28 protein-coding genes are annotated in these 23442 nt (G+C 69.1%); 12 read left to right on the top strand and 16 right to left on the bottom strand.

Annotation, left to right across the window (positions count from 1 at the left end):
• The 3 genes from ON39_RS46285 to ON39_RS32545 all read right to left on the bottom strand — a co-directional run.
• Nucleotides 1–605, bottom strand: a 605-nt coding sequence (locus tag ON39_RS46285; RefSeq protein ID WP_051187411.1) for a zf-HC2 domain-containing protein, incomplete at its 3' end; no start/stop codon positions are given.
• Nucleotides 602–1138: a sigma-70 family RNA polymerase sigma factor gene (locus tag ON39_RS32550; RefSeq protein WP_051187410.1), complete on the bottom strand. Its 537-nt coding sequence runs from the start codon at nt 1136–1138 to the stop codon at nt 602–604. The genes ON39_RS46285 and ON39_RS32550, both read right to left, overlap by 4 nt.
• A 146-nt stretch (nt 1139–1284) precedes the next feature.
• Nucleotides 1285–1929, bottom strand: a complete 645-nt coding sequence (locus ON39_RS32545; RefSeq protein ID WP_040739935.1) for a YqgE/AlgH family protein — start codon at nt 1927–1929, stop codon at nt 1285–1287.
• A 114-nt stretch (nt 1930–2043) separates the two neighbouring features.
• Here ON39_RS32545 and ON39_RS32540 point away from each other — a divergent pair, with 114 nt between their 5' ends.
• The gene (locus tag ON39_RS32540; protein ID WP_040739926.1) at nt 2044–2805 is read left to right on the top strand and encodes a lysophospholipid acyltransferase family protein; all 762 of its coding nucleotides are present in this window, start codon (nt 2044–2046) and stop codon (nt 2803–2805) included.
• Here the strand turns inward: ON39_RS32540 and ON39_RS32535 are convergent.
• Nucleotides 2799–3110, bottom strand: coding sequence for a GNAT family N-acetyltransferase (locus ON39_RS32535; protein ID WP_040739925.1), 312 nt, complete (start codon nt 3108–3110; stop codon nt 2799–2801). The two genes, ON39_RS32540 and ON39_RS32535, sit on opposite strands and share 7 nt — an antisense overlap.
• Nucleotides 3111–3276: 166 nt before the next feature.
• Between ON39_RS32535 and ON39_RS32530 the strand changes: the two genes are divergently transcribed.
• Entirely contained in the window at nt 3277–4845 is a 1569-nt protein-coding gene (locus tag ON39_RS32530; protein ID WP_040739924.1) for an alpha/beta hydrolase, read from the top strand.
• 26 nt (nt 4846–4871) lie between these two features.
• Here the strand turns inward: ON39_RS32530 and ON39_RS50895 are convergent, their stop codons facing one another.
• Nucleotides 4872–5003: a hypothetical protein gene (locus tag ON39_RS50895; RefSeq protein ID WP_255219316.1), complete on the bottom strand. Its 132-nt coding sequence runs from the start codon at nt 5001–5003 to the stop codon at nt 4872–4874.
• Nucleotides 5004–5077: 74 nt separating this feature from the next.
• Here ON39_RS50895 and ON39_RS32525 point away from each other — a divergent pair, with 74 nt between their 5' ends.
• Together ON39_RS32525 and ON39_RS46280 are read left to right on the top strand one after the other, a co-directional pair.
• Nucleotides 5078–5947, top strand: a complete 870-nt coding sequence (locus ON39_RS32525; protein WP_246002897.1) for a nitroreductase family protein — start codon at nt 5078–5080, stop codon at nt 5945–5947.
• Between the two features lie 60 nt (nt 5948–6007).
• Nucleotides 6008–6751: an HAD family hydrolase gene (locus ON39_RS46280; protein WP_211336324.1), complete on the top strand. Its 744-nt coding sequence runs from the start codon at nt 6008–6010 to the stop codon at nt 6749–6751.
• Between the two features lie 137 nt (nt 6752–6888).
• Here ON39_RS46280 and ON39_RS47690 read toward each other — a convergent pair whose 3' ends face one another.
• The 4 genes from ON39_RS47690 to ON39_RS32500 form a co-directional block, all read right to left on the bottom strand.
• A complete protein-coding gene (locus ON39_RS47690) occupies nt 6889–8127 on the bottom strand; it encodes a helix-turn-helix domain-containing protein (RefSeq protein WP_051187409.1) in 1239 nt (412 codons plus the stop codon).
• Between the two features lie 51 nt (nt 8128–8178).
• On the bottom strand, nt 8179–8541 hold the full coding sequence (locus ON39_RS32510; RefSeq protein WP_040739931.1) for an MmcQ/YjbR family DNA-binding protein: 363 nt from the start codon (nt 8539–8541) through the stop codon (nt 8179–8181).
• Between the two features lie 40 nt (nt 8542–8581).
• Nucleotides 8582–9064, bottom strand: a complete 483-nt coding sequence (locus ON39_RS32505) for a peptidylprolyl isomerase (RefSeq protein ID WP_040739923.1) — start codon at nt 9062–9064, stop codon at nt 8582–8584.
• A 120-nt stretch (nt 9065–9184) separates the two neighbouring features.
• On the bottom strand, nt 9185–9775 hold the full coding sequence (locus tag ON39_RS32500) for an SRPBCC family protein (RefSeq protein WP_083894824.1): 591 nt from the start codon (nt 9773–9775) through the stop codon (nt 9185–9187).
• Between the two features lie 62 nt (nt 9776–9837).
• On the opposite strand from ON39_RS32500, the gene ON39_RS32495 reads away from it, so the two are divergent.
• Genes ON39_RS32495 through ON39_RS32485 form a run of 3 tightly spaced genes read left to right on the top strand, consistent with a single transcriptional unit; the run spans nt 9838 to nt 11862 of the window.
• Nucleotides 9838–10767: an ABC transporter ATP-binding protein gene (locus ON39_RS32495; protein ID WP_040739922.1), complete on the top strand. Its 930-nt coding sequence runs from the start codon at nt 9838–9840 to the stop codon at nt 10765–10767.
• Nucleotides 10764–11615, top strand: a complete 852-nt coding sequence (locus tag ON39_RS32490; RefSeq protein ID WP_040739921.1) for an ABC transporter permease — start codon at nt 10764–10766, stop codon at nt 11613–11615. Before ON39_RS32495 ends, ON39_RS32490 begins: the two co-directional genes overlap by 4 nt.
• Nucleotides 11605–11862, top strand: coding sequence for a helix-turn-helix transcriptional regulator (locus ON39_RS32485; protein ID WP_040739920.1), 258 nt, complete (start codon nt 11605–11607; stop codon nt 11860–11862). Before ON39_RS32490 ends, ON39_RS32485 begins: the two co-directional genes overlap by 11 nt.
• On the opposite strand, the gene ON39_RS32480 is transcribed toward ON39_RS32485, so the two are convergent.
• Entirely contained in the window at nt 11859–12737 is an 879-nt protein-coding gene (locus ON39_RS32480; protein WP_040739919.1) for an NAD(P)-dependent oxidoreductase, read from the bottom strand. The two genes, ON39_RS32485 and ON39_RS32480, sit on opposite strands and share 4 nt — an antisense overlap.
• Before the next feature lie 144 nt (nt 12738–12881).
• Between ON39_RS32480 and ON39_RS32475 the strand changes: the two genes are divergently transcribed.
• Nucleotides 12882–13232, top strand: coding sequence for a winged helix-turn-helix transcriptional regulator (locus ON39_RS32475; RefSeq protein ID WP_040739929.1), 351 nt, complete (start codon nt 12882–12884; stop codon nt 13230–13232).
• 35 nt (nt 13233–13267) lie between these two features.
• Here ON39_RS32475 and ON39_RS32470 read toward each other — a convergent pair whose 3' ends face one another.
• A complete protein-coding gene (locus ON39_RS32470) occupies nt 13268–14380 on the bottom strand; it encodes a glycerate kinase (RefSeq protein WP_040739918.1) in 1113 nt (370 codons plus the stop codon).
• A 215-nt stretch (nt 14381–14595) separates the two neighbouring features.
• On the opposite strand from ON39_RS32470, the gene ON39_RS32465 reads away from it, so the two are divergent.
• Entirely contained in the window at nt 14596–15048 is a 453-nt protein-coding gene (locus ON39_RS32465) for a nitroreductase family deazaflavin-dependent oxidoreductase (protein ID WP_040739917.1), read from the top strand.
• 9 nt (nt 15049–15057) lie between these two features.
• On the opposite strand, the gene aroQ is transcribed toward ON39_RS32465, so the two are convergent.
• Both aroQ and abmR read right to left on the bottom strand, forming a co-directional pair.
• Nucleotides 15058–15498 (bottom strand): type II 3-dehydroquinate dehydratase, encoded by a 441-nt coding sequence (gene aroQ, locus ON39_RS32460; RefSeq protein WP_040739916.1) that lies wholly within the window; start codon nt 15496–15498, stop codon nt 15058–15060.
• A gap of 185 nt (nt 15499–15683) precedes the next feature.
• Nucleotides 15684–16283, bottom strand: a complete 600-nt coding sequence (gene abmR, locus ON39_RS32455) for an ATP-binding transcription factor AbmR (RefSeq protein ID WP_040739915.1) — start codon at nt 16281–16283, stop codon at nt 15684–15686.
• A gap of 399 nt (nt 16284–16682) precedes the next feature.
• Here abmR and ON39_RS32450 point away from each other — a divergent pair, with 399 nt between their 5' ends.
• Complete coding sequence (locus tag ON39_RS32450; protein ID WP_246002896.1) at nt 16683–18362, top strand: NTF2-like N-terminal transpeptidase domain-containing protein; 1680 nt, start codon at nt 16683–16685, stop codon at nt 18360–18362.
• Between the two features lie 15 nt (nt 18363–18377).
• On the opposite strand, the gene ON39_RS32445 is transcribed toward ON39_RS32450, so the two are convergent.
• From ON39_RS32445 to ON39_RS32435, 3 genes are all read right to left on the bottom strand, one after another.
• Complete coding sequence (locus ON39_RS32445; protein ID WP_040739912.1) at nt 18378–18758, bottom strand: DUF3054 domain-containing protein; 381 nt, start codon at nt 18756–18758, stop codon at nt 18378–18380.
• A 75-nt stretch (nt 18759–18833) separates the two neighbouring features.
• Nucleotides 18834–19922 (bottom strand): lysylphosphatidylglycerol synthase transmembrane domain-containing protein, encoded by a 1089-nt coding sequence (locus tag ON39_RS32440; RefSeq protein ID WP_040739911.1) that lies wholly within the window; start codon nt 19920–19922, stop codon nt 18834–18836.
• Between the two features lie 55 nt (nt 19923–19977).
• A complete protein-coding gene (locus ON39_RS32435) occupies nt 19978–21468 on the bottom strand; it encodes an adenylate/guanylate cyclase domain-containing protein (protein WP_174412592.1) in 1491 nt (496 codons plus the stop codon).
• A 265-nt stretch (nt 21469–21733) separates the two neighbouring features.
• On the opposite strand from ON39_RS32435, the gene ON39_RS32430 reads away from it, so the two are divergent.
• Together ON39_RS32430 and ON39_RS32425 are read left to right on the top strand one after the other, a co-directional pair.
• Entirely contained in the window at nt 21734–22915 is a 1182-nt protein-coding gene (locus ON39_RS32430; protein ID WP_040739927.1) for an AI-2E family transporter, read from the top strand.
• A 99-nt stretch (nt 22916–23014) separates the two neighbouring features.
• Nucleotides 23015–23442: DUF5931 domain-containing protein (locus ON39_RS32425; RefSeq protein ID WP_040739910.1), on the top strand; the 428-nt coding region annotated here is incomplete at its 3' end.

Raw genomic sequence — 23442 nt, 5'->3', positions numbered from 1 at the left:
TGACCGAGCTCGGTCTGGCTGCCGTCGGTGCCGAGGACGAACAGCTTCAGATTCCAGTTGTACTGCTGGTTGCTCGGCACGTAGCTGCAGCTCATCACGATCCGCGTCTTGCCGTCGGCCCGCACCACCTTGAAGCTGGCCGCCACCGGGCCCGGCTTCAGCGGCTCCATACTGCGTTCGGCGACAACGTGTTCGGTGCTCGTCTCGTCCGGTGCGGCGACGGTCGCGACCACCGGCACCGCGATGGCCACCGCGGCGGCGGCCGCCGCGACCGCGGCCCCGACGGACACCCACACACTGCGGCGCCTGCGTTTCTCGGCCGCCTCGGCCAGCCTCGGCAGCAGCCGCGGCACCGGCGGGCTCGCCGCGGTCGACGCCGAGTCCGGCTGTGCCGCAACCGTTTCGGGCGGCTCGATCATCGCGAGCGCGGTCGCGGGCTCCACCATCGCGAGCATGCCCGGCATTCCGGCCAGCGCGGCCACGGCGGACTGGCAGGCAGGGCAGCCGGCCAGATGCTCCTCGTATTCCCTGCGCTCGGTCCGCGTCAGGGCGCCGAGCACGTAGGGCGCGTCCCACGTGGTGTAGTCGTCGGCGATATCGGTCATTGGTTCGTCACCCCCATTTCCTGTAGTGCCAGCCGTAGCGCCCGCATGCCGTAGTGCATACGGGATTTCACCGTTCCCGCCGGAATATCGAGCTCCTCGGCGATCTGGTGGGTGGAAAGGCCCCGATAGTAGGCCCGCACGATCACCTCGCGGTGATCGGGACTGAGCCTGCCGAGCGCGTCCGCGACCACCCAGCCGTCCAGGGCGCGGTCGGACTGGTCGGGCGTCGCCTGCTCGGGCGGCGCCTCGGTGCGGAACTCGCGCCGGTTGCGGGCGCTGCGATGCTCATCCACGGCGAGATTGCGCGCCACCGTGAACAGCCACGCCCGCGCCGATGACTCGGTTTGATCCAGCACGTTCGGGCGTTGCCATGCCCGCAGCAGCGTCTCCTGCACGATGTCCTCGGCCCGGCCGGGGTCGCGAACCACGCCGAGCGTGTACCGCCACAGCGCGGCGGCGTGCTGGTCGTACAGAACCCGCAACAACTCGGTCCGGTCGTCGGGCTTGCCCGCCTCTCCGCGTATTTTGCGCACAAGTAGGTGCCTCCGGACTTGCGTTGCGGGCCGGCGGTCGGTGATCTGGCTGGTTGTTGGGCGTACCCCATGAGTTACCCATGTTCGTGCCAGATCAGTTGTCGCCTTGCCATGCCTCTATTACTCGTTCGATGGAGTACACGTAGTCAGTTGCGCTCGAGTTCAATGGGGTGGGTCGCGAGCAGGGAGAGGGGGAGGGGCTGGCGGCGCAGCACGTGCGCCCACAGGTCGGCGCGGCCGGTGCTGATCGGGTCGGAGGGCAACGCGGACAGCACGATCCAGTCGTCGTTGTCCAGCTCGCCCTCCAACTGCCCGAAGGTCCAGCCCGCGTACCCGGCGAAGATGCGGACGCCCTCGACCAGCTGCCCGATCTGGGCCGGATCGGCGTCCAGGTCGACGAGCACCACGCGGCCGTCGACCCGGCGCAGGCCGGGGACGCCGTCGATGGTCGCGCCGACGCGGACGGTGCCCAGGCACAGCGCGGCGTCGCGCTTGACCGGGCCGCCGATGAACAGGGTGCGCGGCGCGGCCGCCACCTCGGTCCAGCGGGGCAGCACGTCGTGCACGGCCGTATCGCTCGGCCGGTTCAGCACGACGCCGAGGCTGCCCGCGTCGTTGTGCTCGATGATGTAGACCACGGTGCGCCGGAAGGTGGGTTCGGCCAGTTCGGTCGCCGACACCAGCAGGGTGCCGGCGCGCACCGTCTGCTCGCCGTGCCGGAAATCGCGCCGCTTGCGGTCGCCGTGCCCGCCGCGAGTTTTCCGATCATCCGGGTCGTCTGCGCGTGCCACCCGGACATCATCGCAGTTGTTTCGGGGATATGCGCCTCCGCCGAGCACTTCGGTGCGCGGAATCGGGGTCGACACCCGATGCTGCGCGCTTGCGGGCGTCGTAGAGTCCGTGTCATGGAACCGCCCGAGGTGCGCCTCGAGAACAGCGACACCGTGTACGACTTCTACCTCGAGCATCGACAGAATCGCCTGAAAGCCTGGGGTGCGTACGCCATTCTGGGGCGTCGCTACCATCCCCGCGTCGCCTACGCCGCGGGTGCGCTCGCCGGCCTGCGCGCGGCGATCCGGCAGCGCAGGCCGCTGTTGATCTCGATCAATCATCTTTCCGAGAACGATCCGTATACGGTCGCGGCGGCGGCGTGGCGCAGCGCGTTGCGCCCCGTGATCGGCCGGGTGCGGGTGCTGGCCAAGGACGAGCTGTTCGAGGAGCCCGAGCAGCGACGCAAGATCGACATGATGGGCGGCATACCGGTTTTCCGCGGCAAGGACCACGGGATCCGCGCGGTCAACGCGGCGGGCCAGCGCATGATGGACATCTGCGCGCAGCGCATCGCGCGCGGCGACGGGGTCGCGGTGTTCCCGGAGGGCACCTGCAACGAGGTCGACCCGGCGCAGGTGCAGCCCGTCGGTAGCGGCATCGGGCACATCGCTTTTCGCGCGATGAAGCTCGGCGTCGAGCCGGTGCTGGTGTCGATGGGGCTCAGTTACGGGCCGCGGGCCGACCCGGCGGTGCAGCCGACCAAGGAGGAGGCCAAGTCGGCCAGCTTCTACTTCGGCGTGCCGATCACCGAGCTGCCGAGCAAGCCCGCGGAGATCGCGCGGCTGGTGCGCGCCGATCTGCAGCGGGCGCTCGACGGGGCGGTCGCGGCCTACTGAGGCAGGTTCAGGCTGTCGCGCGCCCAGTGCGGCACCATGATCAGGTATTCGGGCCTGGTCTCGATGAAGTGGTGCACCATCGGGCACATCGGCAGCGCGCCGAGTTTGTCGGCCGCCGTGCTGTGCAACGCCGCCTCGACCAGTAGGCGACCGTAGCCCTGGCCCTCGTAGCGCGGGTAGATCTCGGTGTGCACGAACGCGCGTTCGGACTGGGTGTCCTGATACTCGACGTATCCGGCATCGGCACCGTCGACATAGAGCTCGAAGCGTTCCAGCGCGGTGTTGATACGGACCTCCGTCGACATGGCTCGACGCTACTCCCGTGCGATGTCATCCGCGCATTCCGTGCCGCGCCCGCGCGGCGGATCCGACCGGCGGAGTCCCGCGCTCGACTTGTCGGCACGTCGACGACGTGCGCAGAATGCTCATGGTCGCCGTTCGCGCGCGCGTGGCGGCGTGGAGGTACGAAACATGATGAAGGTACGGCTGTTCTCGCGGGCCGCGGCCGTCCTGGCCGCCGGTCTGGTCGGCGGATCGATCGTGTCCGGCCCGGCCGACGCCGCGCCGTCGTTCGAGGCCTGCCCGGAGGGTTCGGTGGTCGCGGGCCACGGCGTGCGGTGCGCCGTCGTCGACGTGCCGATGAACTACGCCGACCCGGACGGGCGAAAAATCCAGGTGACCGTCAGCCGGATCGCGGCGACCGGACAGCGCCGCGGCGTCCTCTTCGCCAACCCCGGCGGGCCGGGCGCGGACGGGCTGGACTTCTGGGGCCTGCGCACCGACGCGTTCCCCGCCGAACTGAGCGCCCACTACGACCGAATCGCGGTGCAGCCGCGCGGATTACGCTGGTCCACCCCGCTGAACTGCGCGAACGACGAACACGGTCAGGTCTCGCTCGGCGGCGGCGACCGCAACGCCATCAAGAAGGCGTGCGACGAGGCGGACCCCGGCTACCTCGACACCATCACCACCGAGAACACCGCCCGCGACATGGACGCGGTGCGCGCCGCGCTCGGGCTCGACCGGATCGGCTACCTCGGCACCTCGTACGGCACCTATCTCGGCGCGGTGTACGCCTCGCTGTTCCCCGACCGCGTCGAGCGAATGGTGTTGGACTCCAACGTCAATCCCGACTGGGTGTGGACCGAGGAGTTCGCGCAGCAGCAGGTCGCGGGCAAGCAGCGGCTCGACGATCTGTTCGCCTGGATCGCCGAGCACAGCGCCGAATACCACCTCGGCGACACCGCTTTGCAGGTCTATCAGAACTGGGTGCGGCTCGCGGTCGACCAGGGCGGCGGCTGGTATGCCAACCTCACCCCGCCGCCCGCCAGCTTGGCCGACCTGCCCGGCGCGCTGCCCGAGCCGCTCGCGGAGATCGCCCGCGACGGCTATACCGGCAGCCTGGAACAGACCGGCAAGCTCCAGAACCTGTTGCGCACCTTGATCTCTCGCGGCGCCACCACCCAGGGCCCGCTGCTGGGCGCCACCTCCGTCGCCAGCTACACCAGAACCTACTGGCCCGCCTTCGCTCGCGCGATGGCCGACACGCTCGCCGACCCGGCGAACGTGCAGCGCCTGCGCACCATCGAGCGGGCCACCGCGACCGACCCCACCGGCCGGTTCGTCTTCGCGGCGATCACCTGCAACGAGAACGCCGTTCCGGCCAGGCTCGACGTGATCGGCTCGGCGATCGCCACCATCGCCTCCGGCGGCAACGCCATGGACGCCCGCGCCGACCTGGTTCGCTCCGGAATGGCCTGCGGGGCTTGGCAACCCGTCACCACGCCGGTCCGGATCAGCGGTGCGGGGCTGGCGACGCCGCCGCTGATCGTGCAGAGCCGCCACGACGCGCTGACCAAATTCGAAGGGGGGCCGGCCATGTCGCGGGCGTTGCACGGATCCCTGCTCACCGTCGAGGGCGGGGACCACGGCAATTTCGGCCGCGGCAACCGGGTGGTCGACGACGCGGTCATGGAATACCTCGCCACCGGACGGGTCAGCATCACCGAGGCCGCGCAGGCCCCGATACCCGGACGCTGACCCGCCCGGTCGCCGGCCGCGGCCGTTCAGAACCGGATGCCGCCCTGGAAGACCTCGAGCATGTTCAGCACCATGAACAACGGCCCGTACAGCGCGGTCGCCAGCGGGTCGCCGCTGCGCTGACCGTTCAGGATCCAATCGAAATTCATCGAGCCCATAGCTACTCCTCCGATGTTGTTCGACGTGTGGGGCAGGCGAGCACCACCTGTATTCGTGGCGGACGGCGGCGGAGATGGGTGCTGATGGCGGCGCGGTTGCCCGCGCGTCGGTGCCGGACGCGCGGGGCGGCCGGGTGTCTGGTGGGGTGGACGGTAACTTCGTCGCCCCGTTGCCTGCCGAGTCCACCCGGCTCACACTGCACACCATGACGACGTGGACACCGCTGCACAATCAGCCCTATCACCCAATTCCGTACCACCCGAACCGGATTCCGCTCGCGGAGGCGCTCGCCGAGTCGGCGGCGTTCCGGCGGCGGATGGACGAGCGCCGCACCGTGCGGATGTTCTCGCCCGACCCGGTGCCGGAGCAGTTGGTGCTCGACGCGATCGCGGTGGCCAACACCGCGCCCTCGGGGGCCCATCAACAACCGTGGACCTTCGTTCTCGTCGAGGATCCCCAGGTGCGCGCCAGGATTCGGGAGGCGGCCGAGGCCGAGGAGCGGATCTCCTACCGCGGCCGCCTCGGCGAGGAGTGGTTGTCGGCCCTTCGCCCGCTCGGCACCGACGAACACAAGCCGCACCTCACCGACGCGCCGTACCTGCTGGTCGTCTTCCAGCAGCGCTTCGGACTGCGCCCCGACGGCACCACCTACAAGCACTACTACGGTGACGAATCCGTCGGCATCGCCGTCGGGATGCTGCTCACCGCGCTGCACCTCGCCGGATTGGCCGCGCTCACCCACACACCCAGCCCGATGAAGTTTCTCACCGAGGTCCTCGGTCGGCCGCGCAACGAGAAGGCGTTCGCGGTGATTCCCATCGGCTACCCCGCGGCGGACGCCGTCGTTCCCGACCTCGTCCGCAAGTCGATGGACCAGGTCCTCGTCCGAATCCGATCGGATGCGACGCATCAGGCCGCCGTGGTATCGGGGCTGACCGGGTAACCCGTCGGTAGCCCGCGGACGATTCCGCCCCCGCCGTTTCCGCGGCTAGCCTGTGCGCCTATGTTGCCAACCAATGGTGCGCCTGCGCAGCCGATCCGGGCCGTCGTCTTCGACTGGCGGGGGACGCTCGTTTCGGAACTCACCCCTCGAGGCTGGGCCCGCGAGGCCTTGCGACGGACGGGTCGTGCTTGCCCCGTCGAGGCCGTGGACGATTTGTTGGCGAGAATCAAAACAGCGGCGGGGCAACCGAATCGGCTGCAATCGCCGCGTGGCAACATCAGCTACCAACACCATAGAGACACCTACTATGAGGTCTTCGGCAAGGCCGATCTACCGGATGACCTCGCCGACGCGCTCTTCGAGGTCGAGTCCGATCCCGGCTTGAACGAGTTCGCCGTCGACGTCGCCCCCACCCTCACCGCCCTCCGGGACAACGGCTTTCAGATCGGCATTCTGAGCAACATCCACTTCGACATCCGCCCCGCCTTCCGCGACGCCGGCCTGCTCGACCTGATCGACGTCTTCGTCCTGTCCAGCGAGGAGGGCGTCCAGAAACCCGACCCCGCCATCTTCGAGCGAGCCCTCACCAAACTGCGCACCGCCGCCGCCGAGACCCTCATGGTCGGCGACCGCCCGTCACGCGACGGCGTCGCCGTCGACATCGGCATGCCGACCCTCCTCGTCCCCCGCCTCACCGACCCAACACAACGCCGCCTCCACCTCGTCACCCGCATGGTCGACGTTAACGTCGAGAACCCCTGTCCGACAGCACAACTCGTGACAGACACGGCGCTGATCAGTTGAGTGGCATCGTTTCGATCGCGTCGAGCCCGTCGGCGGTTCTAAGGCAGGCCAACGGACATTTCAGGACGAGCTGAAGGTCGTGTATGGCTGCTGTTCCTCTCCACCGCAACGCTTTTCGCGAACAGTCGGCGTGCGGGTCAGCGCAGGCCCATGGTCTGGGCGAGGCCGGTGAGGCCGGCCGCTAGGGCGGTGGGGTGCGCGCGGTGCAGCAGGTTCTCGACCAGCGCTCGCGCTAAGGGGTGGTGGCTGACGTAGTGGGGTGTGTCGCCGAGGGCTTCGCGCAGCGCGCCTACCGCCGCCGCGTCCCGGCCGAGTTGTCCGTAGGCGCGGGCGAGGTCGATGCGGTGGCGGGTGTGGCGCTCCTTGCTCGGCACGGTGGCGAGATCGATGCCGTCGTGCCAGCGCAGCGCCGACTCGGGCTGGTCGAGTTCGACCGCGAGCTCGGTGGCGTGGATGGCGACGTTGCCCGGTCCGAACACGGTCTGAAAGTCGTTGCGGCCGGGACCGAGCCGGGCCGCGATGAGCTCGGCCTCGTCGAGGTACTGCCACGCCGCCGGAGCGTCGTTACGGCGGGATGCGGCCACCGCGCACCGCAGGGTGAGCGCGCCGTACAGCGACAGCGCCTGCGGGTTCGGCGTGTGCAGCCGACCGTGCAGATCGTCCATGGCCGTCTCGGCCACCGTGATCACCTGCGCCAACGAGCCGGTGTGCAGCAGCACGCCGCACCGATCCCACGCGGCGCACGCCCGCATCAGCGGGTCGCCCGAGCGCGCCGCCGCCGCGGCGGCGTTCTCGACCGCCGTCCACGCCAGATCGTGGTAGCCCAGTTTGTTCAGCGCCATCCGCGCGACCTGGTGGACGCCGATGATCAACCGGTGCACCACGGCCAGGTCGGCGGTCCCGGCGCTGTCGAGCGCGCGTGTGTTCAGGTGCTCCAGCAGGTCCGGCAGCACCAGCATGACCTGGCGCAGATCGGCCGCCTGACGGTGGCGGACCAGCTCGTCCACGTCCGTGCGCAGCGCGGGCAGCGGTTGCGGTGCGGTCGCCGCGTGCATGCCGGAGTGCCCGGACAGGATCAGGCCGGTGCGCCGCAGCGCGGTGCGCAGCGCGGGAACGACGCTGTGTCCGGCGTTTTGGAAGGGCTCGCCGGGCGGGTACGGCTGACCCGACAACCACACGACGTCGACCTCCAGGGCGTCGGCCAGCCGGACGATCGCCGAATGCCGCTCCAGCGCGAGTCGGTCGAGCTCCACGTCCGTGACCGTCGATTCCGGCCAGCCGACCAGCGCGCCGAGGGCGGCTCGGTCGAGGCTCTTCGCCCGTCGTGCCAGGCGCACGCGCGCACCGAAACTGTCGGCGCCCGCGTTGCTGGACATACGCCGATTGTCCACCGTTTCGATGGTGCGTATGGCGGAATCGCCCGGCGGCTACGGCGAGGACGTGCGCAGCGGCAAGTCGGGCGGCGCGGCGGCCAAATCGTCCGGGGCGGAAAGACGCCAGGCCTCGACGACGAGTTCGGCCAATTCGTCGGCCTCCAGACCGGCGAGGTGGACCACCACCCAGCCGAAACCGCCTGCGGTGAACTGTTCTTCGAAGACGTCGGGGCGTTCGGAGACCAACGCCTTCTGTTCGGACAGGGTCTGTTTCAAGCCGACCGTCTCGGTGCGCGGCCAGTAGTAGCCGAACAACTTCCCGCGCACCTTGTACGACGTGTACCGCTCACCCTTGGCGCTGCGCACGTCGGCGAGCGCGCCGACGATCCGGAAGAACTCGTCACTCTGCACTGCCACCGCGGAACCCTTCACCAGTCGGGCTCCGAAATATACCGGGTCAGCGGGTCACGGTCGCCGAGGTGAGCACGACCTGCTGGACCGGCACGTCCTCACCGCTCGTCTTCACCTTTCCGATCCGGTCGACGACCTCGTGGCCGCGCGACACCTTGCCGAATACCGCGTAGCCCCAGCCGTCCTGGCCCGGATGGTCGAGGAACGCGTTGTCGGTGGTGTTGATGAAGAACTGGGCCGAGGCCGAGTGCGGGTCCGAAGTGCGCGCCATGGCGACGCTGTAGGCGACGTTCTTCAGGCCGTTCGCGGCCTCGTTGTCGACCCGGTTGAGCGCGGGCTTCTCCCGCATGGTCCGGTCCAGTCCGCCGCCCTGGATCATGAAGCCGTCGATGACGCGGTGGAAGATGGTGCCGTCGTAGTGTCCGCTGTTGACGTAGGTCAGGAAGTTCCGCACGGTCTTGGGCGCCTTGGTCTCGTCGAGCTCGAGCTCGATCTCACCCATCGACGTCTGCAGCAGAACCTTGACCATGGTTTCCCCACTTGGTGCGACGCGCTCAGTCCCGCAGTCGCCCTGACGGACTCGTGCTCCCACCGAGCTGGACACGGACCCGTGCAGCTTACCGGGGCCCGCCGGCGCGCGCGTGCCCGCCTACCCGGCCGGTTCCGGCAGCACCTCGCCGGTCTCGAGCAGCGTCTCGAGATTGGACAGGATGCTCGGCCAGCCGCCGCTGATCCCTTCCAGCACAGCGCTTCCCGGCTGGAAGCCGTCGTGCACGACGGTCAGCTCGACCAGCTCGTCGCCCGCCTCGTCGAGTTCGAAGGTGACCTTGGAGCGCGGCTCGGCTCCCCATGCCGCGACGTCGTCCGGGCTCATGCCGAAGGCCTCGGCGAACGCGGAGTCGAAGGTGTGCCAGGTGTAGGAGAGCTTGGTGTACGGGTCCGCCTCCAGCACCACCTGTTCGGCGTGCTTACTGGTCCAATCCCGTTGGTGCCACGCCATTTCCGAGCCGGGCCGCCAGTCGGTGTCGAAGGTGGCGCCCCAGTAGCGGCCGGTGAAGGACGAGTCGGTGAGGGCCTGCCACAGCTTCTCCGGCGTGGTCCTGATGTAGGTGGTGTAGACGAAGGTGTTGTCGCTCATGGGTTCTGCCTCCAGGGCTTTCTCGAGATCGGCGAGCGCGTGCACCCGCGCACGGTGGTAGCGGGTGATCCAGCGCTTGTGGGCTCGATTTGGATAATGCATTGTCGCGTCGAAATGTAGTAGATATGCTACGAATCGACGGTAACCCGCAACGGGGAGGAAGCATGACAGTGGGCCAGGGCGTCGCACTCGACGTCCAGAAATTGCGGATGCGCTACGGCGCCACCGACGTCCTGCACGACGTGACATTCCAGGCGCGACACGGCGAGGTGCTGGTGCTCCTCGGGCCCAACGGGGCGGGCAAGACCACCACCATCGAGATATTGGAGGGTTTCCGGATGCGCTCGGCGGGCCGGGTGGAGGTGCTCGGGGTCGATCCGGCGCACGGCGACGAGGCGTGGCGCGCCCGGATCGGCGTGGTGCTGCAGTCGTGGCGCGATCACGGCAAGTGGCGGGTGAGCGAGCTGCTGGACTATCTGGGCGCGTTCTACGCGCCCTACGGCACCGACCGGATCCAACGCCCTTGGGACACAGCAGAACTCGTCAAGGCGGTCGGTCTCGCCGAGCGCGCCGACGCCAAGATCAAGGACCTGTCCGGCGGGCAGCGGCGCCGGATGGACGTGGCGATCGGCATCGTCGGCCGCCCCGAGGTGCTGTTCCTGGACGAGCCGACCGCGGGCTTCGACCCGCAGGCAAGGCGGGAGTTCCACGATCTCGTGCACCGGCTGGCCGACGACCAGCGGACCACCATCCTGCTCACCACCCACGACCTCGACGAGGCCGAGAAGCTGGCCGACCGCATCCTGATCCTGGCCGGCGGCCGGATCATCGCCGACGGTTCGGCCGACGAACTCTCCCGCCGGGTGGCCGGCGCGGCCGAGGTCAGCTGGACCAACGACGGACAACGGTTCGTGCACGCGACCACCGAGTCCACCGAGTTCGTCTACGAGCTGTTCAAGCAGCACGGCGCGGCCATCGGCGACCTCGAGGTGCGCCGGGCCTCGCTGGAGGAGACCTACATGACGCTGGTGCGCCGGTACGAGTCCGGTCAGCTCGACGCCGACGTGCACACCCTCGAGGAGGTAGGGCGATGAACCCGATCGCGGTCGCCGTTCGCCAGGGCTGGACCCGCGGCGTGATCGAACTGCGGCAGATTCTCACCAACGGCCAGGATCTGTTCGGGCTGCTGTTCTGGCCCGTCATCATGCTGGTCGTGCTGTTCCTCATGCGGCACGCGTCGTTCCAGACGAGCGGGTTGCTGCTCGGCTCCCTCGCGCTGCCGAGCATCATCGGCATGCTGGTCGCGGTGAACGGGATGATCGGGATGGGCTCCCAGCTCAGCCTGGATCGCGAGGACGGAACGCTGCTGCGGGCCAAGGCGACCCCGAACGGGATGATCGGTTACCTGGTCGGCAAAATCGTCCAGGTGTCCGGCAGCGTCGTCATCCCCTCCGCCATCCTGCTGATTCCCGGCGCGTTCATCGTTGACGGCCTCGCGCTGAACACGGTCGGCGCCTGGACGACGTTGCTCTGGGTGACGGTGCTCGGCCTGCTGGCCACCCTGCCGCTCGGCGCCATCTTCGGCTCGATGTTCGCCACGCCGCGCAACTTCGGCTACGTGATGTTCCCGATCATGGGACTGATCGGCGTGTCCGGCATCTTCTACCCGATCACCTCCATGCCGGGGTGGGTGCAGGGCGCCGCGCAGCTGTTTCCGGTGTACTGGCTCGGGCTCGGCATGCGCTCGTCGCTGCTGCCGGGCGAGGCGGCCGCCGTCGAGTTGGGGCAGTCCTGGCGACACCTGGAAACCGTTGGGATGCTGGGCATTTGGGCGGTGTTCGGGTTGCTCGTCGCGCCGGTCGTGCTGCGCAGAATGGCGCGCCACGAGTCCGGCTCCAGCGTCGCCGTCCGCCGCGAGAAGGCGATGCAGCGTGGCCTCTGAGGTCATCTACAACCGCATCGCCATGCTGCGCGCCGAGCGCGGCATCTCCCGGCGCGAGCTGGCGGAGGCGCTCGGCGTGCACTATCAGACGATCGGTTATCTCGAGCGCGGCGAGTACAGCCCGAGTTTGCATCTGGCCCTGCGCATCTCGGCCTATTTCGAGGTGGCGGTGGAGGTGATCTTCTCCACCGACCCCTTCCCGCGGTTGGGCTCCGGCGCCGAGACCGCCACGCCCGCAAGCGGTTAGCTATCGCCGCGCATGAGGGCGTAGGTCGAGACGGCCTCGCCCTTCGCCTCGCTGGCGGCGACGGCCTTGCGCCAGAACGACTGTGCGGTGTGGGAGAACGTCGCGTCCACGCCGACCTCCTCGCTGGCGTCGATGATGTGCTGCGCCCCGGCGACCATCATCTTCAGGCTCGCCAGGCCGGCCCAGCCGCCGTTCTGATTCGCGACCGACATCTCCTCCATGAAGTACGGGAACGCGGCGGCCGAGCGAATGGCGAACGGGACGAACTCGGCGATGCTGTGGCCGGACCGGTCGATCATCGCCGTCGCCTGATCGAACGCGAGCATCCACGGATGGAAAATGGTGAGCAGCGCCTGGTAAAAGACCTGTGCGAGACCATCGTCCGCGCCGAGGTACTCCTGCGGGCTCAACGGCCGCAGCAACTCCGCGTGCGCGTCGAAGACCTCGCGCGGCCCGCTGTAGAAGATGTAGGACGCCGGGTGAACGATGTTGTCGCCCGCCGACATGACGCCGCCGGAGAGGAACTGCGCGCCGTGCGAGCGAACCCACTCGGCGCCCTTGCGCGTCTGCTCCGGCGAGTCGGACGACAGGTTCGCGATCACCTTGCCCGGCAGGTGCTCGATCGCCTGGCCGAGTACGTCGTACATGGCGGCATAGTGGGTCAGGCTGAGCACGGTCACCTCGTTGGCGTCCAGTGCTTCGGCGACCGTCGCAGCGCGGTGGGCGCCGAGCTCGACCATGGCGTCGACCTTGTCGGCGCTGCGGTTCCACACGGTGACCTCGACGCCCGCGTCCAGGAACGCCCGGACCATCGCCTGTCCCATCGGCCCGAGGCCGACGACGGAGACGGAGCGGGAGCTGGTCTGTTCGGACATTGTGTGTCCCTTCGGTTCTCGAATCGGATGGGTTCGGCGCCGGGATCAATACTCATCGCCGCAGGTAGAGTCGGGAAGACCGAACGTTCAGGTGGGGTTGCTTACCTAGAGGTTCGCAATGAGGTCAGAAGGAGTGCGGTGGACATGAACGGTGACGCGGATCACGAAGTGTGCGGTATGTCCGTGGCGATCGATGTCGTCGGCGGCAAGTGGAAACTGCACCTGATGTGGGCGTTGAACGCGCGCCCGCAGCGGTTCGGCCAGATCCGGCGCCTGCTGACCGGCGTCAGCGAGAAGGTGCTCGCGGAGAACCTGCGTCAGCTGGAGGCGAGCGGCGTCGTGCACCGCGAGGTGTACCCCGAGGTCCCGCCCCGCGTCGAGTACTCGCTCACCCCGCTCGGCGAGGATCTGGCCGTCGCCCTGCGCCCGCTGGAGGAGTGGGGCGACAAGCACCGCGAAGAACTCCTCGGCAATCTCCTCGCGTCGGCCTGCTGACGGTCGCAGGTGTAAAAGGCCTGCGTCACAACGCATCAGCGCGACAAGTGCTGCCCAGCGATTCGCGCGCCGACCTCTTGTAGAAGTGCGCTCGCCTCCGCAATGGAGCGGGCCGGGTCCGGCTCGAGCTCGGCGAGCGCGTAGCAGGCGGTGAACCCCGCCGCTCGAACCTGCTCTGCCGCAAGGCGATTGCGGCCCGCGACGGCGATCACCGGCAGGCCCGCCGCGCGCGCGGCGTCGCACACGCCGATCGGCGCCTTGCCGTGCAGGCTCTGGGCGTCGAGCGAGCCTTCACCGGTGATGACCAGGTCGGCCCCGTCGAGCAGCGCGGGGAAGTCGAGCAGCTCGAGTATCGCCTCGATGCCGCTGCGGACTCGCGCGCCGAGCAGGGCGAGCGCGCCGAAACCGGTTCCGCCCGCCGCGCCCGCGCCCGGCTGCCTCGCGAACTCCGGGCCTGCGAGGCGTGCCCAGTTCGCGAGCGCGGTCTCCAGCGTGGCCAGATCGGCTGCGCCAGCGCCTTTTTGGGGCGCGTAGACCGCGACCGCGCCGGACGGACCGAGTAGCGGGTTGTCGACATCGCACGCCAAGGTGAAGGCCGCGGAGTCGATGCCGGGGTGCATGGCGGAGCGGTCGAGGCGCGCGGCACGGGCCAAAGCCGCTCCGCCGTCGGGCAATTCGCGGCCGCTCGCGTCGAGGATGCGCGCGCCGAGCGCCCGCGCCATTCCCGCGCCGCCGTCGGTGGAGGCGCTGCCGCCCAGGCCGATGACGATGTCGGTGGCGCCGTGGTCGAGCGCGTGCCCGATGACGACGCCGAGGCCGAACGTGCTGGCGCCCAACGGATCCGGGCGACCACCCGGAAGCTTCTCCAGTCCGACGACCGTGGCCAGTTCGATCACCGCCGTCGACGCGTGCACCGCGTAGGACGTGGTGCCGGGCGCACCGGTCGGGCCGGGCGCGGCCACCTCGACCCGCCGCCACCGCGCGGCCACGAACGCGTCGACCGTCCCGTCTCCGCCGTCGGCGACCGGCACCCGCCGGATCTCCACGTCGGGCGCGACCCGCGCGATGCCCTCGGCGAGAGCCGCCGCCACCCGCGGGGCGGTCAGCGAACCCTTGAACTTGTCCGGGGCGAGCACTACGCACGTCATCCCCACATTGTCGGGTGTGCGCCGAGCTGCCGCGAAGCCGCCGGTTCCGTTTCATCCACAGGGGTTGTCGACTCCTGTGAGACCTGTGGATGAATCGCAAAACCCGGCGGTGAGCGGCGAAAACAACAAAGGAGAGCACTGCTCTTGACTTTTCGTTCGCCGAAGTGGAACACTTATCGCAACAGAGAGCACTGCTCACAAACAGGAGTCGCACCATGGACCTCAGCACCCGCTACCTCGCGCCCGCCGGCCTGGACCCGATCATGAACCGGATCGCCAACTGGCTGCCCCGGCTCGGCATCAGCGTCATGGGCTCGCGGCTGCTCGCGGTCCGCGGCCGCAAGAGCGGCGAGTGGCGCACGACGATGGTCAACCTGATGGTTCGCGAAGACGGCGCCCGCTTCCTGGTGGCCCCGCGCGGACACACCCAGTGGGTGCGCAACCTGCGCGCCGCCGGCGGCGGTGAGCTGCGGCTCGGTCGCAAGGTCGAAGAGTTCACCGCCACCGAGATCGCCGACGCGGACAAGGTTCCGCTGCTGCGCCTCTACCTGCGCAAGTGGGGCTGGGAGGTCGGCAAGTTCTTCGAGGGCGTCACCAAGGACGCCACCGACGCCGAATTGGCCGCCATCGCACCGGGATTCCCGGTTTTCCGGATCGATCGAGCGTGAGCCGAGCGATCAGCTCGCGCGCACCAGGAACTCGATCGCGGCGGCGTAGCCGTGAATCCCCATGCCGGCGACCACCGCCGTCGCGATCGGCGAGATGTAGGAGTGATGCCGGAACTCCTCGCGGGCATGCACATTGCTGATGTGCACCTCCACGATCGGGAGTTCCGGGATCACCAGCGCGTCGCGCAGCGCCACCGAGGTGTGGGTGAGGCCGCCGGGATTGATCACGATGCCCGACTCGACGCCGCGGGCCCGATGGACCCGATCGATCAGCGCGCCTTCGGAATTGGACTGGAAGGCGGCGACCTCGCGGCCGTAGCGCTGCGCGGTCTGCCTGCACAGCTCGACCACGTCGTCGAGCGTCGCCGACCCGTAGACCTCCGGCTGACGAGTGCCGAGCATGTTCAGGTTCGGGCCGTTGAGAACCAGGATCGGACCGGGAGCGGACATGCCCGCAACCTTAGCCGTGCCGAATAGGCGGCGCTCCCGGCGCGCTACCGCCTTCGGACGCGTCGCTCACGCCGCGGTGTTGAATTTGCGGCGTTCCCGGCGTCCTACGTGGTTACGCAAGCTACCGCCTTCGGACGCGTCGCTCACGCCGCGGTGCCGATTTTGCGGCGTTCCCGGCGATGATGTCAGAGCCCCCGCGGCCCCTCCGAGCGCAGGTCGTCGACCTTGCGCATGGCGTCGCGGAGTTCCTCCAGCCACGACTCCGCGTGCTTGCCCGCCAGTTTCACCGTCCAGGCCAGTGCGTCGGCCCGCGAGCGCGCCACGCCGGAGTCGACCAGCGTGTCGAGCACCTTGCGTTCGGGCTGGCGCAGCCGGGTCATCACGGGCACCGCGAGGTGGGTGAACATGACTCGCTCGTCGCCCACCGACACGCCCCACGCGACGCTGCGGCCGTACCGGCGTTGCGCCTCGTCGGCGATCTGCATGCGGGCGGGGCGGGTCGACTCGCGGAACCGCGCGATCGCGCCCTCCTTGGTTGCCCGCGGAACTTCCTCGGCCGACGCGTCCGCGTCGCCTTCCGCGGGCTTCTTCTCGGGCTGCGCGATCGGCAACTCGCCGACGACGACGATCTCGTCGCGGTCGATCTCGATGACGGGCGGACCGGCGAACCAGTCCTCGGGCAACCTGCCCGCGAACCAGTCCGGCGCGTCCGCCGGGTCCGGCAGGTCGGCCTGCTGCCAGCCGCCCGGTCGTCCGAAACCCCGTCCCCGGTGTTCGTGTCTCATGAGGGGATCACCTACTTACTTGGCTGTGTTGCTTACAATGATTACAAGATTACGTCGCAATTAGCGCGAACGGGTTCCGCTCTGTGCGAACACAGTTCGCCGCAGGTTAACGGCCGTGATTCGCGGTTCGCGGACACTCGACCTGGGTACTCATTGATCCGAAACGCCGAGTAAGGCAGTAAGCGCACAACTTCGTGTGGGACCCCGGTACGGTTACGGCGCCGGTTGTCGCCGTAGCACTTGGACAACGATCGTGATCGGTCCCCCGAGACGGGAGATTTCGGGCACTAATGAGATGCTGAGCATGGGTAACGCCCTCGTGGCGTAGGCACCGCGGACAGGTCTTTTTCAGGTACGGTGGTCTTGTTACTGGAGTGACAAGAGTGAAGAGTGGGCGACATGGATGTCTGGGGATCCCGCCGCTTTCGCGTCCGGGGCGCTATGGCACTCGCGGGGGTGGCGGCGCTCGCGATCGCGATGGGATCGTGCGGCGTACACGAGGGAAAGAATGAGGCCGAGGCCGTCGTAGAGCGCTTCACCGAACTGCTGGACAAGCAGGACTACGTCAAGGCCTCCGAGCTCACCTCGTACCCCTCTGCGGCCTCAGCAACTTTGAAGCAAATGTTCGCCGGGCTGCAGCCGGGCAAGGTGGACTACAAGAAGACGCAGTACATCGGCCTCGACTCCGAGGCGGCGATCTTCAGCATGGACGCCGACTGGACCTTCGGCGAGGGCAAGAACTGGACCTACAGCCTGCAGGGCAACGTGCGCAAGCTCGCCATCGGCTGGCGCATCTCCTGGGACCCGGCCATCGTCATGCCTCAGCTCGACCACAACCGCACCGTGCGCCTGGTGCGCACCGAGCCGACCCCGGCCCCCAAGGTCAACGACATCGCGGGTCAGCCGCTGATGACCGAGCAGGTCATCAACGTGATCAAGCTCGACCCCGCCAAGATGCCGGACCCGGTCGCCTCGACCAACGCGCTGGCCAAGGCCATCGAGCCGGTCGCCCCGCTGATCACCGGGCCCTCGCTGATGCAGCAGGTCGCCACCTCGCAGGGCAAGCCGGTGATCGCGGTGAACCTGCGCGAGCCCGACTTCGCCATCCTGGAGAAGGACATGGCGCCGATCCCCGGCGTGGTCATGGAGAAGCAGCCGCGGCTCATCTCCGCCGATCGGCGGGTCTGGTCGCCGCTGCTCGACGCGCTGCGCAAGGTGCAGCAGGAGAGCCAGGAGCAGCACTCCGGTTGGGGCGTGCAGATTTTCGAGCAGGACGGGCGCTTCGTCGGCCAGCTGGCAGGCAGCCAGGGCCCGCCGGGACCGGACATCGCGGGCACCATGGACCAGCGCCTGCAGCGCGCCGCCGAGGACGCGGTGGTCAGCGCGGCGACGCCCGCCTCGATCGTGGCCATTCAGCCCTCCAGCGGCGCGGTGGTCGCGGTCGCCCAGAACACACAGGCCAGCGAGCACGGGCCGGTCGCCTTCACCGGCCTCTACCCGGTCGGCGGCAATATCGAGCTGTTCCGCAATATCGCGGCCGTCGCCAAAGGCAAGGCGCCGCAGGACATTCCGGTGCAGGAGGCGGCCGAGGCGGCGACCACGCTCGGCGTCGGCATCGACTTCAAGGTTCCTGGCCTCGACGAGGTGACCGGCCGCTTGGCCGTCGCGGGCCGCAGCGCCGAGCAGGTGCGTCAGGGCGGCGGCTCGGATGCTGTGCTGGCCAGCCCGTTCGGCATGGCGATCGCCGCCGCCGCGATCGCCAAGGGCCAGGTGCCGCCGCCGATGATCGAGGTCGCCCGGCCGAGCACCACCGACGCGCAGCTCGCCCCGCTCGCGCCGGAGGTCGCCGACCGGCTGCGCGGCATGCTGCGCGACTCGTCCAACGCGCCCGAACTAGCCAGCCTGCGCGGCTACCGAGATGTCAACGGGTTCAGCGCGACCGCGGGCCGCGACGGCTGGCTGATCGCGATCATGGGCGACCTGGCCTTCGCCGTCCACATCAACGACGTGGACAGCGGCGACGCCACCGCGCGGATGGCGGTGCGGATGCTGCAGTCGCTCGCCGCGCCGGAGACCTGATTCAGCGCCGGAGACTTAATTCAGCGCTGAGAAGGCGGCGCGCCAGCCGAGCAGGAACAGCGCGAGCACCGCGGCCGCGACGAGGATGAAGCTGAGCGCCGTGCCCTGACCGCTGATCACGCGCAGCAGCATGCCGCCGCAGAGGGTGCCGAGCCAGACCAGGATTCCGGTGGGCCACAGGGCGGTTCCGTCGAAGCGCGCGTCGCGGCCCGCGTCGCCGAACATCCGGCTCGCCGCGGCCACCGCCACGGCCCAGCCGATCGCGAGGCCGAGGGCGAACGGCCACAGCGTGCGCAGCAGCCCGGTGAGCACGGCCTCGTCGTGGCTGCGCCGGCCGATCGCGCAGAACAGAATCACCAGCAGCGCATCTACCACCAACGGCACCAGTTTCCTCACGACGGCCAGCGTAGTTGGGCGGGCCGAGGCACATGTGAAGCGCCTGCGGCGCTGCGTGTTCGCGCCGACGCGGGGTCAGAAGCGGCGCTGGGAGAACTCCTTCTCGAACTCGGCGTCGTCGTCCTGCGGCGTGCGGAACAGGAAAAGGAACACGATCCACCCGACGATCGCGACCAGGATGAAGCTGACGAGCCGGTAGACGAACGCGGCGGCGACCGCCTGTGCGGCGGGCAAGCCTGCGGCCGCGGTGAGGCCGTAGATGAGCGTCGCGTCGACGTAGACGATGCCGCCGGGCGCGAAGGGAATCGAGCCGACCGCCTTGCCGATGGCGAAGGCGAGCAGCAGCCCGGCCAGCCGCGGGTCGCCGCCGACCGCGTAGCAGGCCGCGCCGAGGCAGGCCACGTCGGCGAACCGGTGCACCAGCGCCCACACCGCGACCAGGCCCCCGTCGCGTTTGCCGAGATCGACCGACTCCAGCTGCGCGAGCACGTCGCCGATCTTGTTGGCGCCGTGGCCTGCCGGGCGCCTGCGCAATCGGTTGACCAGGCCGAGCGCCTTGCGCAGCAGCGCCTCCAGCGATCCCGGATTCCGCGAGACGTAGTTGCCGCCCCACACCACCGCGACCACCCCGGCCACCGACAGGATCAACTTGAACGGCCCGATGCTCCCGCCGGACAGCAGCGTGCCGCCGACCCCGAGCAGCGCCAGTCCCGCGGCCGCGACCACGCCGGAGAACACCAGCTGCCAGGACGCGATGATCGGGCTCGCGCCGAAACGCCTGGTCTGTCGATAGGTGAAGGCGGTGGAGAACACCTGACCCGCGGGCAGCGTGACGGACATGGCGGTCGCGCCGTAGACCACCGCGACGGATCTCCGTTGACTCACCGCGACGCCGCCGGCGTTGAGCAGTTGTTTCTGCACCCGCCCGAATCCGCTCATCGACAAGGCCTGCAACCAAATACAGGCGACGACCCAGCCCCAGTGAATGTCGCTGAGTTTGCGCCATGATTCGTGCAGCCGCGGCCACAGATAGACGCCCTCGCCGATCAGCAAGGCCAGCAGGGCGACCCCGAGCACCCACTTGATCCACCAGAATTTGCCGCGACCACCCTCGGCCGCGGGGGACGGCGCAGGTTGTCCTGCGGGTTCCCCATCGGCCGTCACCCGGCCAGCCTAACCAACTCGCGGTTTCGCCGTCTGCGGCGTCGAGGCGGGCTGTTCAGCTCACAGCCGCGTCGGGGCCTTCCTTGGGGTAGGCGAGCAGCGTTTTCCGGCGTCGTCCGCGCAGCTGTACCTCGTCGCCGGTCGCCCACCTGTCCTGCTCGCTTTCCTCGGCGAAATACAACGCGCTGCCGGAGGCCAGGGTGCGGCCGGGCTGATCTTTGGCGAGTTCGGTCAATCGGGACGCCTCGTTCACCGGATCGCCGATCACCGTGTATTCGAAACGATTTGCCGCGCCGATATTTCCGGCGACCGCCAGGCCCGCGGAGACGCCGATGCCGATATCGAGGCCGGGCACCTCCCGCAGCGCCTCGCGCAGTTCGCGGGCCGCGGCCAGCGCGGCCGTCGGCGCGTCGGGCCGGTCCAGCGGCGCGCCGAAGATGGCCAGCGCCGCGTCGCCGACGAACTTGTTGACGAAGCCGTTGTGCCGGTCGATCACGTCGACCACGATCCGGAAGAACTCGTTGAGCAGGCTCACCACCTCGGTCGGCGGCCGCTCGGCGGCGGTGGCGGTGGAGCCGACCATGTCGACGAACAGCACGGCTACGAACCGGGTTTCGCCGCCGAGCTCGGTGCCGTAGTCGAGCGCGCGCTGGGCGACCTCCTCGCCGACGTGCTGGCCGAACAGCTCCTGCAGCTGGCGGCGCTTGGCGGCCTCCTCCATCATCCGGTTGAAACCGACCTGGAGCAGCCCGATCTCGCTGCCGTCGAAGACCTCGACCTGGACGTCGCGCGCGCCCTCCTGCACCCGGTCGATGGCCTGACTGAGCTGGCGCACCGGGTCGGAGATGCTGGAGCCGGTGAGCATGGACAGCGCCAGGGCCTGCAGAATCACCACGCCGCACAGCAGCAGGATCGAGATGGCCAGCGACTGGGCGGAGAACTTCACGTCCGAGGAGATCTGGGTGATGCACAGCAGCACGATCGCGATGGTCGGCGCGAAAGTGCCCATGCCCCAGGTCATCGCCATCCGGGTGCCGACGCCGGGGGTGAGCGTGTGGTCGAAGGTGCCCGCGGTCAAGGCCGCGGCGGCGACCGGGCGCAGAATGCGCTCGCCGAGCATGTAGGTGAAGCCGAACACGATGGTGGCGGCCATGCACAGGGTGACGATGACCGCGCCGGCCAGCTTGGGTTCGTCGGTGATGATCAGCAACGCCAGGATCGCCCCGCCGATCAGCCAGAGCGCCAGGTGCAGAATGGCCTGGCGCAGCGGGGCGTGCAGCGCGGCCATCTGCTCTTGGCGGCTCGGTGGTCCACCGCGCATCTGCCAGCGCATCACCGGGCGCAGCATCAGCGCGGACGCGGCCAGGCTGAGCAGGCCGCCGGTCAGGAAGACCAGGGCCGGGATGAACAGGCCGGTGCCCCGGGCACCGTGGTTCGCGCCCTCCGGGACCGGCAGCCCGTACTGGATGAAGGCCCACACCAGCACCGCGCCGAAGGCATTGGCGAGCAGCATCGATGTCAGGTACAGCGGCCAGCGCGTTCGCATGGTCTGTTTGACCGCTTCCAAGGGCGCCGACACAACCAACAATCTAGCGTTTCGATCATGTGCGCCTGCTCGCGGCGCTGTTCGGACCCTAACGTTCGCGGGGCCCGGCGCGGGCCGATGATGGACACCGCCGCGGGCTGAGGACGGACACCGCCGGGCCGTGCTGGTTATGCTCGGCCAGGTGACGGACCCGAAGCCGACCTCGAAGCGCGACGCCTCATCGACCCGGCCCGCCGCGGCATCGGCTCGGCCCGCCGCGGACTGGGTGCACCCGATCGTCCGGGTGTCGGCCGAGTGGGGGTGGCGACTGCTGATCCTGTTCGCCGTGGTGATCGCCCTGGCCGCGCTGGTGCAGAAGCTGGCGACGGTGGTCATTCCGCTCGCCATCGCCCTGCTCGCCGCCGCGCTGCTCGCGCCGCTGGTCGACTGGATGCAGCGACTAGGCGTGCCGCGCTCGGTCGGGGTGTTCGTCGCGCTGGTCGGCTCGCTCGGGCTGGTCGCCGGGATCATGACGTTCGTCGTCGAGCAGTTCATCGCCGGCGTGCCGCAGCTGTCCGACGAGTTCACCAACAGCATTCACAAGATTCAGGATTGGCTGATCACCGGGCCGCCGCATCTGAGCAACGATCAGATCCGCAATGTCGGTGATCAGATCATCAAGACGATCCAGTCGAATCAGGACCGGGTCACCAGCGGGGCGCTGACCACCGCGACGGTCATCGCCGAGCTGCTCACCGGGACCTTCCTCACCCTGTTCATCCTGATCTTCTTCCTCTACGGCGGCGATCAGATCTGGCACTTCGTCACCCGGATCATCCCGACCGAGCAGCGCGAGCGGGTGCGCGAGGCCGGGCAGCTCGGGTTCGGCACGCTGGTCGGCTTCGTGCGCGCGACGGTCGTGGTCGCGGCGGTGGACGCCATCGGCATCGGCACCGGGCTCGGCATTCTCGGTGTCCCCCTTGCCCTTCCGCTGGCCTCGCTGGTGTTCATCGGCGCGTTCATCCCGATCATCGGCGCGTTCGTGGCCGGGTTCGTCGCGGTGTTCATCGCGCTGGTGACCAAGGGGCTCATCACCTCGCTGATCGTGCTCGGCATCATCATCGCGGTGATGCAGCTGGAAGGCCATGTGCTGCAACCACTGCTGCTCGGCCGGGCGGTGAGCATCCACCCGCTCGCGGTGGTGCTGGCCATCACCTCGGGCGTGGTGCTGGGCGGGATCGCCGGCGGTCTGCTCGCGGTGCCGTTCGTCGCGGTGATGAACACGGCCATCCGGTCGTTGCTCTCCGACAGCCCGGAGGAGCTGTTCGAAGACCTGCAGACCGGCGAGATAGAGCCGGACGATCCGGAGCCGGGCCGCTTCGACGTGGCGGCGCGGCTGGCGAAGGAAGGCACGCCCAGAGCGCGGATCGGGGAGCCGGAATCCGATGACGGCGTGTCGAAAGACTGAGGGCGGCGCCCGATGGCGCGGGCGAGGCTCGCTGACGGGCGCAGCCGATGGGGACTGGGCCGATGAAGAGCGGGGGCCGGGTGACGAGGCGCGGAGCCGATGAAGCACGGGGCTGAGGCGAACTCGGCCGACGTCGCGACCACGCCGCTGTGGCGGGCCGCGCAGGCGCTGCGGCTGGTGACGCTGCTGTACGCGGTGCTGCAACAGGTGGCGTCGGCGCCCTACTACCAGAACCAGCGGTTGAGCTGGGTGCTCATCGCGTTGATGGCGGTGTGGTCGGGCGCCTCGGCGATCATGTTGTCGCAGTGGCGATTCCCCGATGTGCGCCGGGTGCGGGTCTGGGTGGTGTTCGGCGATCACGTCGTGGTGATCGCGTTGATGGCGGCGACCAGGCTGGTCGCCGACTACGGCTGGTATCACGGCCATCAGACGCTGCCGACGACGCTGTGGGCCACCAACGCGGTGATCGGCGCGGCGATCCTGCGCGGGCCGCTCGCGGGGGTGCGTGTCCGGCGCGTTGATCGCGG

This window comes from Nocardia tenerifensis NBRC 101015 (assembly GCF_000308715.1).
Taxonomy (GTDB): Bacteria; Actinomycetota; Actinomycetes; order Mycobacteriales; family Mycobacteriaceae; genus Nocardia; species Nocardia tenerifensis.
Note: the sequence above shows the minus strand (reverse complement) of the source record. Positions and strands in the feature narration are given on the sequence as shown.

What these genes read in the sequence shown, in the direction of transcription:
- ON39_RS32540 (WP_040739926.1), top strand. Translation starts at nt 2,044, where the DNA reads ATGGAACCGCCCGAGGTGCGCCTCGAGAACAGCGACACCGTGTACGAC.
- ON39_RS32535 (WP_040739925.1), bottom strand. Translation starts at nt 3,110, where the DNA reads ATGTCGACGGAGGTCCGTATCAACACCGCGCTGGAACGCTTCGAGCTC.
- ON39_RS32530 (WP_040739924.1), top strand. Translation starts at nt 3,277, where the DNA reads ATGATGAAGGTACGGCTGTTCTCGCGGGCCGCGGCCGTCCTGGCCGCC.
- ON39_RS50895 (WP_255219316.1), bottom strand. Translation starts at nt 5,003, where the DNA reads ATGGGCTCGATGAATTTCGATTGGATCCTGAACGGTCAGCGCAGCGGC.
- ON39_RS32525 (WP_246002897.1), top strand. Translation starts at nt 5,078, where the DNA reads ATGGGTGCTGATGGCGGCGCGGTTGCCCGCGCGTCGGTGCCGGACGCG.
- ON39_RS46280 (WP_211336324.1), top strand. Translation starts at nt 6,008, where the DNA reads ATGTTGCCAACCAATGGTGCGCCTGCGCAGCCGATCCGGGCCGTCGTC.
- ON39_RS47690 (WP_051187409.1), bottom strand. Translation starts at nt 8,127, where the DNA reads ATGTCCAGCAACGCGGGCGCCGACAGTTTCGGTGCGCGCGTGCGCCTG.
- ON39_RS32505 (WP_040739923.1), bottom strand. Translation starts at nt 9,064, where the DNA reads ATGGTCAAGGTTCTGCTGCAGACGTCGATGGGTGAGATCGAGCTCGAG.
- ON39_RS32500 (WP_083894824.1), bottom strand. Translation starts at nt 9,775, where the DNA reads ATGCATTATCCAAATCGAGCCCACAAGCGCTGGATCACCCGCTACCAC.
- ON39_RS32495 (WP_040739922.1), top strand. Translation starts at nt 9,838, where the DNA reads ATGACAGTGGGCCAGGGCGTCGCACTCGACGTCCAGAAATTGCGGATG.
- ON39_RS32490 (WP_040739921.1), top strand. Translation starts at nt 10,764, where the DNA reads ATGAACCCGATCGCGGTCGCCGTTCGCCAGGGCTGGACCCGCGGCGTG.
- ON39_RS32480 (WP_040739919.1), bottom strand. Translation starts at nt 12,737, where the DNA reads ATGTCCGAACAGACCAGCTCCCGCTCCGTCTCCGTCGTCGGCCTCGGG.
- ON39_RS32475 (WP_040739929.1), top strand. Translation starts at nt 12,882, where the DNA reads ATGAACGGTGACGCGGATCACGAAGTGTGCGGTATGTCCGTGGCGATC.
- ON39_RS32470 (WP_040739918.1), bottom strand. Translation starts at nt 14,380, where the DNA reads ATGACGTGCGTAGTGCTCGCCCCGGACAAGTTCAAGGGTTCGCTGACC.
- ON39_RS32465 (WP_040739917.1), top strand. Translation starts at nt 14,596, where the DNA reads ATGGACCTCAGCACCCGCTACCTCGCGCCCGCCGGCCTGGACCCGATC.
- aroQ (WP_040739916.1), bottom strand. Translation starts at nt 15,498, where the DNA reads ATGTCCGCTCCCGGTCCGATCCTGGTTCTCAACGGCCCGAACCTGAAC.
- abmR (WP_040739915.1), bottom strand. Translation starts at nt 16,283, where the DNA reads ATGAGACACGAACACCGGGGACGGGGTTTCGGACGACCGGGCGGCTGG.
- ON39_RS32450 (WP_246002896.1), top strand. Translation starts at nt 16,683, where the DNA reads ATGGATGTCTGGGGATCCCGCCGCTTTCGCGTCCGGGGCGCTATGGCA.
- ON39_RS32435 (WP_174412592.1), bottom strand. Translation starts at nt 21,468, where the DNA reads ATGCGAACGCGCTGGCCGCTGTACCTGACATCGATGCTGCTCGCCAAT.